Genomic DNA, 15140 nt, shown 5'->3' with positions numbered 1-15140 from the left:
TCCATGATAATGCGCTTATTGTGAATTAAAAATTCTTGAGGCACAAAAAAATGAATCTCGGCTCACTGGTATCAGAATCACGCAACCCACAAACCCTCGACCTGGATGCACTCTCCACGCTTGACCTTGTTCATCGCTTCAACCAACAGGATACGCTGGTCGCGCAGGCAGTGAAAGAAACATTGCCCGAGGTGGCAAAAGCGGTGGATGCCGCGGCAGACGCGCTGAAAGCGGGGGGACGCATTATCTATATGGGGGCGGGCACCAGCGGGCGTCTGGGGGTGCTGGATGCTTCAGAGTGCCCACCCACCTTTGGCGTACCACATGGCCTGGTCATCGGCCTCATCGCCGGTGGGCCGGGGGCACTGCTGAAAGCGGTGGAAGGGGCAGAGGACAGCAAGCAGCTCGGTGAAGACGATCTCAAAGCACTTAATCTGACCGCGCAGGATTTGGTGGTCGGGCTGGCGGCCTCCGGGCGCACGCCGTACGTGATTGGCGGGCTGGAGTATGCGAACCAGACCGGCTGCACTACCGTGGCCATCTCCTGCAATCCAGGCTCACCCATTGCCCAGGTGGCGACGATCGCCATCTCGCCGGTTGTCGGCCCGGAAGCGCTGACCGGCTCCACCCGCCTGAAATCCGGCACGGCGCAAAAGCTGGTGCTGAATATGATCTCCACCGGGGCAATGGTGAAGTTCGGTAAGGTCTACCAGAACCTGATGGTGGACATGAAAGCGACCAACGTGAAGCTCATTGATCGGGCGTGCCGCATGGTGGTCGAAGCCACCGGCGCCTCCCGCGAAGAGGCGGAAAAGGTACTGCAGCAGACCGGGTATGACGTCAAACCGGCCATTCTGATGATTTTAAGCGGGCTGGATGCCGCTGCGGCGCGCGCCAGGCTTGACGCGCATCAGGGATTCTTACGTGCGGCATTAGAAAACTAAAGAGGCGTACATGGAAAAAACAGTAGCGCTCGCCAGCGGTATTCTTGCGGGGATCGGCGGGGAAAAAAATATACGGCGTCTGGAAAACTGTATGACGCGGGTGAGGGTGGAAGTTCAGGATGACGACAAGCTCGATCCGGCCACCCTGAAAAAACTGCCTGGCGTCAGCGGATACGTAAAGCAGGGGGAGCAGCACCAGCTTATCGTCGGGCCCGGTAAAGCCGCGCAGGTGGTGGATGCCATGCGCTCCCTGATGGGCGGGGCGGTGATTGATGATGCCGAGCGCACCAAAGCGCAGGCAAAAGCGAAATATAAAGCCCCGATGAGCGATGCGCTACGCATGCTGGCAAATGTCTTTATTCCGCTCATTCCAGCCTTTATTGCTTCAGGGCTCATCACCGGCATTATCAATATCCTGAAACGCCCGGACATTGTCGGGGATTTTGCGACCCAATATCCAAACCTGCTCGGGATCCTCGGCATTTTCGGCAGCGCGGTCTTTGCCATCATGCACATTCTGGTGGGGGTGAATACCGCCAAAGTGTTTGGCGGCTCGCAGGCGTTAGGCGGGGTGATGGCCGGCATTCTCTCCAGCCCGCAGCTGGCGCAAATCACCCTGTTCGGCGAAGCGCTGCAGCCGGGGCGCGGCGGGGTGATCGCCGTGCTGCTGGTGGTGGTGCTGATGTGCTGGCTTGAGAAAAAGCTGCGTAATATCCTGCCAGGCTCCCTGGAGCTGATCCTCAACCCGCTGCTGACCACGCTTATCACCGGCAGTATCGCCATCATCGCCCTGCAGCCGCTGGGAGGCTGGATATCGGAGTCCATCGCCCACGGTGCCTCCTGGGCTATCGATCGCGGTGGATTCCTGGTAGGGGCAGTGCTGTCGGGCACCTTCCTGCCGCTGGTGCTGACCGGTTTACATCAGGGGCTGGTGCCGATCCACGTTGAGCTGGTGCAGGCGCACGGCTACAACGCCCTGCTGCCTATCCTGGCAATGGCCGGGGTCGGACAGATCGGCGCGGCCATCGCGGTGCTGATGAAAACCCGCAATGCACGCCTGAAAAAGGTGATCAAAGGGGCGCTGCCGGTCGGGCTGCTGGGCATCGGCGAGCCGCTGATTTTTGGTGTCACTCTCCCGCTCGGCAAGCCGTTTATCGGGGCCTGTCTGGGCGGCGCGGTCGGTGGGGCGCTGATCGGTTACTGGAAAGTGGCGACCGTCATCACCTTTGGTATTTCCGGATTACCGCTGGCATTAACCATCGTGACCGGAAAAGTCATGCTCTATCTGTTAGGCTATTTGGTAGCGGTGATCGCCGGGTTCCTGTTTACCTGGCTGTTAGGGTTTAACGATCCAGAGGAGTAAGGTTTGGCAAATAACGAGCGTCGTGTTGTCTTTTTTGACCTGGACGGAACGCTGCATCAGCAGGATATGTTCGGCACCTTTATGCGCTATTTACTGCGCCGACAGCCCCTGAATGCCCTGCTCGTATTGCCCTTGCTGCCGATCATTGGCGGCGTGTTGCTGGTGAAGGGGCGCGCCGCTCGCTGGCCGATGAGCCTGTTGCTGTGGGGGTGCACCTTTGGCCACAGCGAAGCCCGGCTTAAACAGCTGGAGAAAGAGTTTGTCACCTGGTTTCGCGAGCATGTCACCGCCTTTCCGGTGGTGCAGGATCGGCTGACAAACTACCTGGACGCCAACGATGCCGACATCTGGCTCATCACCGGCTCGCCGCAGCCGCTGGTGGAACAGGTCTATTTTGATACCCCCTGGTTGCCGCGCGTTAATCTGATCGCCACCCAGATTGGCCGCGCCTACGGCGGCTGGGTGCTGACCATGCGCTGTCTTGGGCATGAGAAGGTGGCACAGCTGGAGAAGAAAATTGGCACCCCGCTGCGGCTCTACAGCGGCTACAGCGACAGCAAACAGGATAACCCGCTGCTCTACTTCTGCCAGCACCGCTGGCGCGTCACGCCGCTGGGCGAACTTCAGCAACTGGAATGATTTTGTGATTATGCATAGCGGGTGTGTATAATGCGCCCGCTTTTCAGACTGGAGTATGCTGCGTTGTCCGACCCTGAACTTAATCATGAATACTGGATGCGCCATGCGCTCCAGCTTGCCCAACGTGCCTGGGATGAAGGCGAAGTCCCGGTCGGTGCCGTGCTGGTACACAATAATCAGGTGATCGGCGAAGGCTGGAATCGCCCGATTGGTCGCCACGACCCCACCGCCCATGCCGAAATTATGGCCCTGCGCCAGGGCGGACTGGTGCTGCAAAACTACCGCCTGCTGGACACCACCCTGTATGTCACTCTTGAACCTTGCGTCATGTGCTCCGGCGCCATGATCCACAGCCGGATCGGTACGGTGGTGTATGGCGCGCGGGATGAAAAAACCGGTGCGGCAGGTTCGCTGCTGGACGTGCTCAGTCACCCCGGCATGAACCATCAGGTCAAGGTTATTGGAGAGGTGCTGGCACCAGCGTGTTCGGCGATGCTAAGTGACTTCTTTCGAATGCGGCGTCAGCAGAAAAAGCAGCAAAAGGCAGAATCGAAGTTATCGGGTGAGTAAGCTCATCCGGTGCCACCACCGGATAGGCCTGGGCCAGCTGCTGGGCTGCCTGCGCCTCTTTCTCTTTCTCCATCAGATACCCCACCAGGCTTATCTGGTATTTGCGGATATTTTCCACGTAGGCGTACGCCTCGTGGCCGCGCGCGTAGCCATAGGTCAACTTGCTGTAATACGGCTTCTGGCTCAGCAGCGGCAGACGCTGTTTTACATCTGACCAGCTGTCGGGGTTACCTTTGGTTTTCGCGGTCAGGGCGCGGGCGTCGATCATGTGGGCATAGCCCATGTTATAGGCCGCCAGCGCAAACCAGATCCGCTCCTCTTCCGGGACGCTCTCCGGCACTCTGTCCATCATCGCCTGCAGATAGCGCGCGCCGCCGCTGATGCTCTGCTCAGCATCGGTACGATCGGTCAGGCCCAGGCTCTGGGCGGTATTTTTGGTCAGCATCATCAGGCCGCGTACCCCGGTTGGCGAGGTGGCCAGCGCGTCCCAGTGAGACTCCTGGTACGAGATGGCGGCCAGCAGTCGCCAGTCAATCTCCTGGGCATACTTCACAAACAGCGGCTTCAGCGTCGGCAGGACATTATCCACCGCCCGCAGGAAGCTGCGGGTATCGACATAGTCGAAGCCATCCCCGTGACCGAGGTACTTCTCCTCCAGACGCGCCAGCGTACCGTCTTCATTCATCCTGTTAAAGAAATCGAGCATGGCGGCGGAGAGCGTCTGGTCGGCGTCGAGAGGGCTGAACCAGGTGACAGGCTGCTCGTCAGTGACGTCCAGCGCCACGGCCAGCTCCGGGTGAACGCGCTGGAACAGGCTGATGGCAACCGAGTCGGCGATGGTGTAGGGCAGTTTCCCGTCCGTCACCTGTTCCAACAGCGCCGTGGTGCCGAGCTTCTTATCAACCTTCCAGCTAAGTTCAGGGTACTTTTTTTCTTTCAGTGCCCGAAGGTCGTCAATGACGACATGGCCCGGGGCAACGGTGAGCTGCTCGGCGGTGAGCCCGGCAAGCGTGCGTGGTCGCAGGCTGCCCACGCGATAGACCAGCTGCTGCGAGACAGAGTAGTAGGTTGGGCCTGGCTGATAGTTTTTGCTGCGCTCGCTGTTATAGACCAGGCCAGCAGCCAGCATGTCAGCCTTGTCATTGTCCAGGTCGTCAAACAGCTGGCTGATGTTCTGGCGTACCGTAATCTTGAGCTTTACGCCCAGATAGTCAGCAAAATGCTGCGCCAGCTCGTAATCCAGCCCAATGACTTTATCGTTGATCGCACTGTAGGTGAGGGGAGAGGCCACGGTACTGACGCGCAGCTCCCCCCGCGCCTGAATGGCGGCGATGCGATTTTCGGCTTTACCGAACCAGGGGATTGAAGGCCACAGGGCCGCTGCCAGCAGCAGGGTCACGATGCCGATGAACAGATAATTAATCTTTAATTTTTTCAATAAGTTGATTCTATGAGCTGTGTATTATTTTGGTTTGTAGTCGTCACAGTAAAAACAAGTATTACCAAAGATTTCGCGGCATTTTGCGTAAAGTTACGCCACTTGGCAACTTATTAGCGGGAAAGGCGACACCAATGGTTAAATGACGACGACGATTTTATTACGACGCAAACGGTTTCGTCGGCGCGCAGGATCCACTATAATGGCGCCCGTTTTCCCCCCTTGCGCACACTGTAAGCGCCTCCGGCGCTTCGAAGACGAGAGACTTATGATGGAAATTCTGCGTGGTTCGCCTGCACTGTCTGCCTTCCGTATCAACAAACTGCTGGCACGTTTTCAGGCGGCCGACCTTCCGGTAAGCAATATTTACGCTGAGTATGTCCATTTTGCTGACCTGAATGCTCCCTTAACGTCAGAGGATTTAGTCCGGCTTGAGCGCCTGCTGAAGTACGGCCCAAGCCTGAGCAGCCATACCCCGAACGGTAAACTTCTGCTGGTTACGCCTCGTCCGGGCACCATCTCCCCCTGGTCTTCTAAAGCAACCGACATCGCCCGCAACTGTGGTCTGAGCCAGATTAACCGTCTGGAGCGCGGCGTGGCCTATTACGTTGAAGCCTCCACCCTGACCGACGCCCAGTGGGCCGTTGTGGCAGCCGAGCTGCACGATCGCATGATGGAGAGCGTGTTTGCCTCTCTCGACGACGCGCAGCAGCTCTTCTCCCACCATCAGCCTGCGCCCGTGCAGAGCGTGGACCTGCTGGGTGAAGGCCGTCAGGCGCTGATTGACGCCAACCTGCGTCTGGGTCTGGCGCTGGCCGAAGATGAAATCGACTATCTGCAGGACGCGTTCATTAAGCTGAACCGCAACCCGAACGACATCGAACTCTATATGTTCGCGCAGGCCAACTCAGAGCACTGCCGCCACAAGATTTTCAACGCCGACTGGATTATCGACGGCGAGCAACAGCCAAAGTCGCTGTTCAAAATGATCAAAAACACCTTCGAGCAAACCCCTGATCATGTGCTGTCGGCCTATAAAGACAACGCCGCAGTCATGGAAGGTTCCGAGGTGGGCCGCTTCTTCGCCGATCGCGAAGCGGGGCGCTATGATTTCCATCAGGAGCCGGCGCATATCCTGATGAAGGTCGAAACCCACAACCACCCAACGGCGATCTCGCCGTGGCCGGGTGCTGCAACCGGCTCCGGCGGTGAAATCCGCGACGAAGGCGCAACCGGCCGTGGGGCAAAACCAAAAGCGGGTCTGGTCGGTTTCTCCGTCTCCAACCTGCGTATCCCGGGCTTTGAACAGCCGTGGGAAGAAGATTTTGGCAAACCAGAGCGTATTGTTACCGCGCTGGATATCATGACCGACGGCCCACTGGGCGGCGCAGCGTTTAACAACGAATTTGGTCGTCCGGCACTGAACGGTTACTTCCGTACCTACGAAGAGAAGGTGGACAGCCACAACGGCGAAGAGCTGCGCGGCTACCATAAGCCGATCATGCTGGCAGGCGGGATCGGCAATATTCGCGCCGATCACGTGCAGAAGGGCGAGATCGTCGTGGGTGCCAAGCTGATCGTGCTGGGCGGCCCGGCGATGAATATCGGTCTGGGCGGCGGGGCAGCCTCCTCTATGGCATCCGGCCAGTCTGATGCGGATCTCGACTTCGCCTCCGTACAGCGCGACAACCCGGAGATGGAGCGCCGTTGCCAGGAGGTGATCGACCGCTGCTGGCAGCTGGGCGATGCCAACCCGATCCTCTTTATTCACGACGTGGGCGCGGGCGGTCTCTCCAACGCCATGCCGGAGCTGGTGAGCGACGGTAACCGCGGGGGTCGCTTCAACCTGCGCGACATCCTGAGTGATGAACCCGGCATGAGTCCGCTGGAGATCTGGTGTAACGAATCCCAGGAGCGCTACGTGCTGGCCGTTGCCCCGGATCAGCTGCCGCTGTTTGACGAGCTCTGCCGTCGCGAGCGCGCCCCGTATGCGGTGATCGGTGAGGCCACCGAAGAAATGCACCTCTCCTTAAGCGATACCCATTTCGACAACCAGCCGATTGACCTGCCGCTGGACGTGCTGCTGGGTAAAACGCCGAAGATGACCCGCGACGTTGAATCCCGCAAAGCGAGCGGTAAAGCCCTCGACCTGCAGGGTGTGACCGTTGCCGAGGCGGTAAACCGCGTTCTGCATCTGCCGGCGGTGGCGGAGAAAACCTTCCTTGTCACCATCGGTGACCGTACCGTGACCGGCATGGTCGCCCGCGATCAGATGGTGGGCCCGTGGCAGGTGCCAGTGGCGAACTGCGCGGTCACTACCGCCAGCCTCGATAGCTACTATGGCGAAGCGATGGCGCTGGGCGAACGCTCTCCGGTGGCCCTGCTGGACTTTGCCGCTTCTGCCCGCCTGGCGGTGGGTGAAGCGCTGACTAACATCGCCGCCACCCAGATTGGCGACATCAAACGTATCAAGCTCTCCGCCAACTGGATGGCCGCAGCCGGTCACCCGGGTGAAGACGCCGGGCTGTACGAAGCGGTGAAAGCGGTGGGTGAAGAGCTCTGCCCGGCGCTGGGCCTGACCATTCCGGTGGGTAAAGACTCCATGTCGATGAAAACCCGCTGGCAGGAAGGTAACGAACAGCGCGAGATGACTTCGCCGCTGTCGCTGGTGATCACCGCCTTTGCCCGCGTGGAAGATGTGCGTCACACCATTACCCCGCAGCTCTCTACCGAAGACAACGCCCTGCTGCTGATTGACCTGGGTAAAGGTCACAACGCACTGGGGGCCACCGCACTGGCGCAGGTTTATCGCCAGCTGGGCGACAAAGCGGCAGACGTGCGCGATGTGGCGCAGCTAAAAGGCTTCTACGACGCCATTCAGGCGCTGGTGGCGCAGCGTAAACTGCTGGCCTACCACGACCGTTCCGACGGCGGCCTGCTGGTCACCCTGGCGGAAATGGCCTTCACCGGCCACTGCGGCGTGGAAGTGAATATTGCCTCTCTGGGTAACGATAATCTGGCTGCGCTGTTCAACGAAGAGCTGGGCGCCGTGATTCAGGTGCGTGCGGCCGATCGCGAGGCAGTGGAAGCGCTGCTGGCGCAGTACGGTCTCGGCGACTGCGTACATTATCTGGGTAAAGCGGTGAGCGGCGATCGTTTTGTTATCGACGCGAATGGCCAGACGGTCTTTGCCGAAAGCCGCTCCACGCTGCGTATGTGGTGGGCGGAAACCACCTGGCAGATGCAGCGTCTGCGCGATAACCCGGCGTGCGCCGATCAGGAGCACGAGGCGAAAGCCAACGACAACGATCCAGGCCTGAACGTGAAGCTGTCGTTCGACATCAATGAAGATATTGCCGCGCCGTACATTGCGAAGGGTGCGCGTCCAAAAGTGGCTGTCCTGCGTGAGCAGGGCGTCAACTCCCACGTTGAGATGGCGGCCGCCTTCCACCGTGCAGGCTTCGATGCCATCGACGTTCACATGAGCGACCTGCTGGCAGGGCGCACCGGTCTGGCTGATTTCCAGGCGCTGGTGGCGTGCGGCGGCTTCTCCTACGGTGACGTGCTGGGCGCGGGCGAGGGCTGGGCAAAATCCATCCTCTTCAACGAACGCGTCCGCGATGAGTTCGAAACTTTCTTCCATCGTCCACAGACCCTGGCGCTGGGCGTCTGTAACGGCTGCCAGATGATGTCGAACCTGCGTGAGCTGATCCCGGGCAGCGAAGCCTGGCCGCGCTTTGTGCGTAACCAGTCCGATCGCTTCGAAGCGCGTTTCAGCCTGGTGGAAGTGACCCAGAGCCCGTCTCTGCTGCTGCAGGGAATGGTAGGATCGCAGATGCCGATCGCTGTCTCCCACGGTGAAGGGCAGGTTGAACTGCGTGATGCCGCGCATCTGGCGGAGCTGGAGAGTAAAGGTCTGGTGGCGCTGCGCTTTGTCGACAACTTCGGCAAGGTAACGCAAAACTACCCGGCAAACCCGAACGGCTCTGCCAATGGGATCACCGCGGTGACCAGCGAAAGCGGTCGCGTCACGGTGATGATGCCGCACCCTGAGCGCGTGTTCCGCACCGTCAGCAACTCCTGGCACCCGGAAAACTGGGGCGAGGACAGCCCGTGGATGCGTATCTTCCGCAACGCGCGTAAGCAGTTAGGTTAAGAGATCGTTGTTGTGCCCGGTGGCGCTTCGCTTACCGGGCCTACAAAGGCCGGATAAATTTTGTAGGCCGGACAAACGCAGTGCCGCCCGGCAATTCCCCAGTGTCGCAAATGTGCGACAACTCACATTCTGCGGTGTCGCCAAAAAGCGACACTTAAGTTTTTGATTTTTATAGGGGTGACAAGAATCCTGTCAGGGTGTTGCCGATTAGCGACAGATAGCCTGAAAATCGTCATGGGCTAAATGAATCCCTGAAACCCTATAAGTTCATACTTTTCAACATATTAATATTTTTATTTGCATTTTGGCACATCTGTTGCATAATAGTAACCAGTGGCTCATTCACCTTCTTATGTCAGCCCCTTCGGGACGTGCTACATAAACTTCGAATGACGCACAAAAAGGTGCCTGCCGTCCAACTACTGATCATAGCGTTGCTTTATCAGACCCAGGGCGAAACGTCGAGTTAGGCACCGCCTCATTCCACAACAAAGCCGGGTTTTTAACCCGGCTTTGTTGTATCTGAACGCATGTCCGGCTAGCATCCCCTTACCCCCTCGCGACAGAGAGTAATGCGTTGAAACGCTGGCCAGTTTTCCCTCGCTCCTTACGACAGTTAGTCATGATGGCCTTCCTGCTGATCCTGCTGCCTTTGCTGGTGCTGGCTTGGCAGGCGTGGCAGAGCCTGAACGCGCTTAGCGCACAGGCGGCGCTCACCAACAGAACCACCCTGATTGATGCCCGCCGCAGCGAGGCGATGACCAATGCTGCCCTGGAGATGGAGCGCAGCTACCGGCAGTATTGTGTGCTCGACGACAGAACGCTGGCGCGGGTCTACCAGGATCAGCGTAAGCGTTACAGCGATATGCTCGACGCCCATGCCGGTGTACTGCCCGACGATAAGCTCTATCAGACGTTGCGCCAGGATCTTAACGCGCTGTCCCAGCTGCAGTGCATTAACAGCGGGCCTGATGCCCAGGCCGCTATGCGGCTGGAGGCCTTTGCGAATGCCAATACCGAGATGGTTCAGGCGACCCGGTCGGTGATCTTCTCCCGCGGGCAGCAGCTCCAGCAGGAGATTGCCGAGCGCGGCCAGTTCTTTGGCTGGCAGGCGCTGGTCCTTTTTCTGCTCAGCCTGCTGTTAGTGCTGCTCTTCACCCGGATGATCATCGGCCCGGTTAAGGGCATTGAGCGGATGATCAACCGGCTGGGGGAGGGGCGCTCTCTGGGCAATACCGTGGCCTTTACCGGCCCACGCGAGCTGCGTTCGGTCGGGCAACGTATCATCTGGCTGTCGGAGCGGCTGTCGTGGCTCGAATCCCAACGCCACCAGTTTTTACGCCATATTTCCCACGAACTGAAAACGCCCCTCGCCAGCATGCGTGAGGGTACCGAACTGCTGGCCGATGAGGTTGCCGGGCCGCTGACCCCGGAGCAAAGAGAGATTGTTGAGATCCTCGATGCCAGCAGCCGTAACCTGCAAAAGCTGATTGAACAGCTGCTCGACTACAACCGTAAACTGGCCGACGGCATCCCGGAGCTTGAGCGCGTAGAGCTCGCGCCGCTGGTGGATATGGTGCTGTCTGCTCACAGCCTGCCTGCACGCGCTAAAATGATGCATACTGAACTGGCGCTGGCGACACCCGCCTGTTTAGCCGAGCCGATGCTGCTGATGAGCGTGCTGGATAATCTTTATTCCAATGCGGTGCACTATGGTATTGAATCCGGTACCATTTATGTTCGCAGTTTTACGCGCGGCTCGCGAGTCTGTATCGATGTCGCCAACACCGGAAGCCCGATCCCCGACGATGAAAAAGCGATGATCTTTGAACCCTTTTATCAGGGTAGCCATCAACGAAAAGGGGCGGTGAAGGGAAGCGGCCTGGGGCTGAGTATCGCCCGCGACTGTATTCGTCGTATGCATGGAGAGCTTAACCTTGTCACTGACGACCATACCGATGTGTGCTTTCGCATCGAACTGCCGCTTGAGTCGGAAAAACCACTAAAATGAATCTAAATCTGGTGAGTATGTCACACGTCTTTTCCCGCGCCATTAACGCGGTATTTTCCGGTCACTCTCTCTTTCTGAGCCTTCCCTGCCTGCTGCTGGCCGGGTGCGTTACCAGTACGCCGACCAGTGCCATCAGCGACAAGCAGGGTGAAAAATTGCCTGAGCATCAGCTGGCGGACTTCCTGTCTACCGACTGCAATAATATCTGGCAGCTGCACGGTCAGGAGACCGACAGCAACCCGCTTTACTGGCTGCGCGGCATGGACTGCTCAGATCGCCTCTCACCCGCCGCTGCGCGCGCAGAGGCCCGAGGATGGGCGGATGACACCTGGCAGGAGAGCTTTAAACGCGGGATCCTGCTGGCCAATGCCAAAATTAACCCGGTAGAGCGGCGCCAGTTGACCACCCGTCTGGATGCGCTGAGCCCGCAAATCCCGGCCCAGGTACGCCCGCTCTATCAGCTGTGGCGACACGGTCAGGTGCTGCAACTGCAGCTGGCGGAGGAGCGTTTCCGCTACGGTAAGCTGCAGCAGACGACCGACGGTGAACTGGATACCCTGCGCCAGCAGCAGCAATACCTGCGGGCGCAGCTGGACACCACAACCCGCAAACTGGAAAACCTGACCGATATTGAACGGCAGCTCTCCACTCGTAAGCCGGTCAGTAACTATCTGCCGGACGCGCCGAAGAGTGCCGCGTCGCCCGCCAGCGCCGAGGGTGATGCGACAGAGCCGAAAAGCGATGCCCCGAAACAGGAGGAGGTAAAGCCATGACAAGCCGAAAACCTGCGCATCTTTTGCTGGTGGATGACGATCCCGGTTTGCTGAAGCTGCTGGGGATGCGTCTAGTGAGCGAGGGTTACAGCGTCGTGACCGCAGAAAGTGGTCAGGAGGGGCTGAAAGTGTTGGGCCGCGAGAAGATCGATCTGGTGATAAGCGATCTGCGGATGGACGAAATGGACGGCATGCAGCTCTTCACCGAGATCCAGAAGCTCCAGCCCGGCATGCCGGTGATTATTCTTACCGCCCACGGCTCCATCCCGGATGCGGTGGCCGCCACCCAGCAGGGGGTCTTTAGCTTCCTCACCAAGCCGGTGGACAAAGACGCGCTCTATAAAGCCATCGATGATGCGCTTGAGCACGCCGCCCCTTCGGGCGACGACACCTGGCGGGAGGCGATTGTCACCCGCAGCCCAATTATGCTGCGTCTGCTGGAGCAGGCGCGGATGGTAGCGCAGTCCGATGTCAGCGTGCTGATTAACGGCCAGAGCGGCACCGGGAAAGAGATCCTCGCCCAGGCGATCCACAACGCCAGCCCGCGCGGCAACAACGCCTTTATCGCCATCAACTGCGGGGCGCTGCCCGAGCAGCTGCTGGAGTCCGAGCTCTTTGGTCATGCGCGCGGCGCCTTCACCGGTGCGGTCAGCAGCCGGGAAGGGCTCTTCCAGGCCGCGGAAGGCGGTACGCTGTTCCTCGATGAAATTGGCGATATGCCTGCGCCTTTGCAGGTCAAACTGCTGCGCGTGTTGCAGGAGCGCAAAGTGAGACCGCTCGGCAGCAACCGCGATATCGACATCAACGTGCGCATCATCTCCGCCACCCACCGGGATCTGCCCAAGGCGATGGCGCGCAACGAGTTCCGTGAAGATCTCTTCTATCGCCTCAACGTTGTTAACCTGAAGATCCCTGCGCTGGCGGAACGGGCAGAAGATATTCCGTTGCTCGCTACCCAGCTGCTGCGCCAGGCCGCCGAGCGGCACAAGCCGTTTGTCCGCGCATTTTCCACCGACGCCATGAAGCGGCTGATGACCGCCAGCTGGCCCGGTAACGTGCGTCAGCTGGTGAACGTGATTGAGCAGTGTGTGGCGCTCACCTCCTCGCCGGTGATCAGCGATGCGCTGGTGGAGCAGGCGCTGGAGGGTGAAAACACCGCCCTGCCGACCTTCGTTGAAGCCCGCAACCAGTTTGAGCTTAACTATCTGCGTAAGTTACTGCAGATCACCAAAGGCAACGTCACCCATGCGGCGCGCATGGCGGGGCGTAACCGCACCGAGTTTTATAAGCTGCTGTCGCGCCATGAGCTGGAAGCAAACGATTTTAAAGAGTGATGCGCTAAATTCCGCCTGAATATGATACTGTGAGCAACCGATTACGAGGCAGCTGACAGGCATAAGTTTAAGGACCACCATGAAAAAGATTGATGCGATTATTAAACCTTTCAAACTGGATGATGTGCGCGAAGCGCTGGCAGAAGTCGGCATCACCGGCATGACGGTGACAGAGGTGAAAGGCTTTGGTCGTCAGAAGGGCCACACCGAACTCTACCGTGGCGCGGAATACATGGTCGATTTCCTGCCAAAGGTGAAGATTGAAATCGTGGTGTCGGATGACATCGTGGATACCTGCGTGGATACCATTATCCGCACCGCGCAGACCGGCAAAATTGGTGATGGCAAAATCTTCGTCTTTGACGTGGCGCGCGTGATCCGTATCCGTACCGGCGAAGAAGACGACGCGGCGATTTAATTACCCGTTGTTTGACATCCCGTAGGCCCGTGCAAGCGGAGCGCCGCCGGGCAAAAAAAAGCCCCTCTACTGAGGGGCTTTTTGCATTACAGCACCTTATGCGGGCCGAAGCATTCGTAGTGAATGTTCTCTTTATTCACCCCCAGCTCCAGGAGTTGCGCGGCGGCATACTGCATAAAGGCGACCGGGCCACAGACGTAGAACTGCATCTCCGGGGCGTGGAACTGCTCTTTATGCTCGCTTAACGCCATCAGGCCTTCGCTGTCGAAGCGGGCAGCGGCACGGTCGTCATCCGACGGCAGGCGATACCAGGTATGGGCAGTAAAGTGCGGCAGACCGGCCGCCAGGCTTTTCACTTCATCAGAAAACGCATGCACTTCGCCATTCTCTGCGGCGTGGAACCAGTTTACCTGCGCCTGATGCTGCGCTTTCGCCAGGGTATCCAGCATCGCCAGCATCGGAGTCTGGCCGACACCGGCGGAGATCAGCGTCACCGGGGTATTGCTCTCAACGGCCATAAAGAAATCGCCCGCAGGCGCGGCCAGATGCACCACATCACCCACGCGGGCTTCGTTATGCAGCCATGTCGAAACCTGGCCTCCTTCCTCACGTTTCACCGCAATACGATAGCTTTTGCCGTTTGGCTTACGGGTCAGGGAGTACTGGCGGATCTCCTGATGCGGGAAGCCTTCAGGCTTCAGCCACACGCCCAGGTACTGGCCCGGCTGGTAATCGGCAACCGGCTGGCCGTCGACGGGTTCAAATTCAAAGCTGGTGATAAGCTGGCTGCGCGGGGTTTTTTCCACGATACGGAAGGCGCGGGTACCTTCCCAGCCGCCGGTCTTACTGGCGTTTTCGCTGTAGATCTGCGCTTCACGGTTGATAAAGACGTTCGCCAGCACGCCGTAGGCTTTGCCCCAGGCGTCCAGCACTTCCTGGCCCGGGCTGAACATTTCGTCCAGGGTCGCCAGCAGGTGGGTGCCAACAATGTTGTACTGCTCAGGTTTGATCTGGAAGCTGGTATGTTTCTGAGCGATTTTTTCCACTGCTGGCAGCAGGGCCGGCAGGTTCTCGATGTTGCTGGCGTAGGCGGCAATGGCGTTGAATAACGCTTCGCGCTGATCGCCGTTACGCTGGTTGCTCATGTTAAAAATCTCTTTGAGCTCCGGGTTGTGCGCGAACATACGATCGTAGAAATGGGCGGTAAGTTTAGGACCCGTTTCGACCAGCAGGGGAATCGTGGCTTTTACGGTAGCGATGGTTTGGGCATCTAACATAGCAGCTTCCTTCAAATGTTACTTTAATAGTGTATTTTGAATGCATCTTATAAAAAATAACCCTGCTTTGTAAATGGTTCTTTGCAACATGAATTAACTGCATCACAAACCTGAAAAGAATTCCCTTTTGCAGGGCGAGGACGCTATTCCTCAAACCCTTGCGTGGCGGGTAGGTAAACGTTTGCGTAAAATCCTTTGTCAAGACCTGTTATCACTC

At 58.5% G+C, this 15140-nt stretch carries 11 protein-coding genes; 9 read left to right on the top strand and 2 right to left on the bottom strand.

Annotated features, from left to right (window positions below; translation table 11 throughout):
* The first annotated feature begins 50 nt into the window (after positions 1 to 50).
* The 4 genes from murQ to tadA are packed head-to-tail and all read left to right on the top strand — an operon-like array spanning position 51 to position 3516.
* Positions 51 to 944, top strand: a complete 894-nt coding sequence (murQ, locus tag FHC51_RS21930; protein WP_114314209.1) for an N-acetylmuramic acid 6-phosphate etherase — start codon at positions 51 to 53, stop codon at positions 942 to 944.
* A 10-nt stretch (positions 945 to 954) separates the two neighbouring features.
* A complete protein-coding gene (locus tag FHC51_RS21925; RefSeq protein WP_114385948.1) occupies positions 955 to 2307 on the top strand; it encodes a PTS transporter subunit EIIC in 1353 nt (450 codons plus the stop codon).
* A 3-nt stretch (positions 2308 to 2310) separates the two neighbouring features.
* A complete protein-coding gene (gene yfhb, locus FHC51_RS21920) occupies positions 2311 to 2946 on the top strand; it encodes a phosphatidylglycerophosphatase C (RefSeq protein ID WP_103824600.1) in 636 nt (211 codons plus the stop codon).
* 30 nt (positions 2947 to 2976) lie between these two features.
* Positions 2977 to 3516: a tRNA adenosine(34) deaminase TadA gene (tadA, locus tag FHC51_RS21915; protein ID WP_114314212.1), complete on the top strand. Its 540-nt coding sequence runs from the start codon at positions 2977 to 2979 to the stop codon at positions 3514 to 3516.
* On the opposite strand, the gene mltF is transcribed toward tadA, so the two are convergent.
* Entirely contained in the window at positions 3404 to 4954 is a 1551-nt protein-coding gene (gene mltF / locus FHC51_RS21910) for a membrane-bound lytic murein transglycosylase MltF (protein WP_103824602.1), read from the bottom strand. The genes tadA and mltF overlap by 113 nt on opposite strands.
* A gap of 268 nt (positions 4955 to 5222) precedes the next feature.
* On the opposite strand from mltF, the gene purL reads away from it, so the two are divergent.
* The 5 genes from purL (at position 5223) to glnB (ending at position 13646) form a co-directional block, all read left to right on the top strand.
* Positions 5223 to 9110 carry a phosphoribosylformylglycinamidine synthase gene (purL, locus tag FHC51_RS21905; RefSeq protein WP_220436596.1) on the top strand — a complete coding sequence of 1296 codons (3888 nt, stop codon included), beginning with the start codon at positions 5223 to 5225 and terminating at the stop codon, positions 9108 to 9110.
* Between the two features lie 577 nt (positions 9111 to 9687).
* Complete coding sequence (qseE, locus tag FHC51_RS21900; RefSeq protein WP_114385952.1) at positions 9688 to 11121, top strand: two component system sensor histidine kinase QseE/GlrK; 1434 nt, start codon at positions 9688 to 9690, stop codon at positions 11119 to 11121.
* Complete coding sequence (qseG, locus tag FHC51_RS21895; RefSeq protein WP_220436595.1) at positions 11118 to 11894, top strand: two-component system QseEF-associated lipoprotein QseG; 777 nt, start codon at positions 11118 to 11120, stop codon at positions 11892 to 11894. The genes qseE and qseG overlap by 4 nt, the downstream gene beginning before the upstream one ends.
* Positions 11891 to 13228, top strand: coding sequence for a two-component system response regulator GlrR (gene glrR / locus FHC51_RS21890; protein WP_114314215.1), 1338 nt, complete (start codon positions 11891 to 11893; stop codon positions 13226 to 13228). The genes qseG and glrR overlap by 4 nt, the downstream gene beginning before the upstream one ends.
* Before the next feature lie 79 nt (positions 13229 to 13307).
* The gene (glnB, locus tag FHC51_RS21885) at positions 13308 to 13646 is read left to right on the top strand and encodes a nitrogen regulatory protein P-II (RefSeq protein WP_003860685.1); all 339 of its coding nucleotides are present in this window, start codon (positions 13308 to 13310) and stop codon (positions 13644 to 13646) included.
* Between the two features lie 86 nt (positions 13647 to 13732).
* On the opposite strand, the gene hmpA is transcribed toward glnB, so the two are convergent.
* A complete protein-coding gene (hmpA, locus tag FHC51_RS21880) occupies positions 13733 to 14923 on the bottom strand; it encodes an NO-inducible flavohemoprotein (protein WP_220436594.1) in 1191 nt (396 codons plus the stop codon).
* Between the last annotated feature and the right edge of the window lie 217 nt (positions 14924 to 15140).

Source organism: Leclercia sp. EC_58 (assembly GCF_019584355.1).
GTDB lineage: Bacteria > Pseudomonadota > Gammaproteobacteria > Enterobacterales > Enterobacteriaceae > Enterobacter.
Note: the sequence above shows the minus strand (reverse complement) of the source record. Positions and strands in the feature narration are given on the sequence as shown.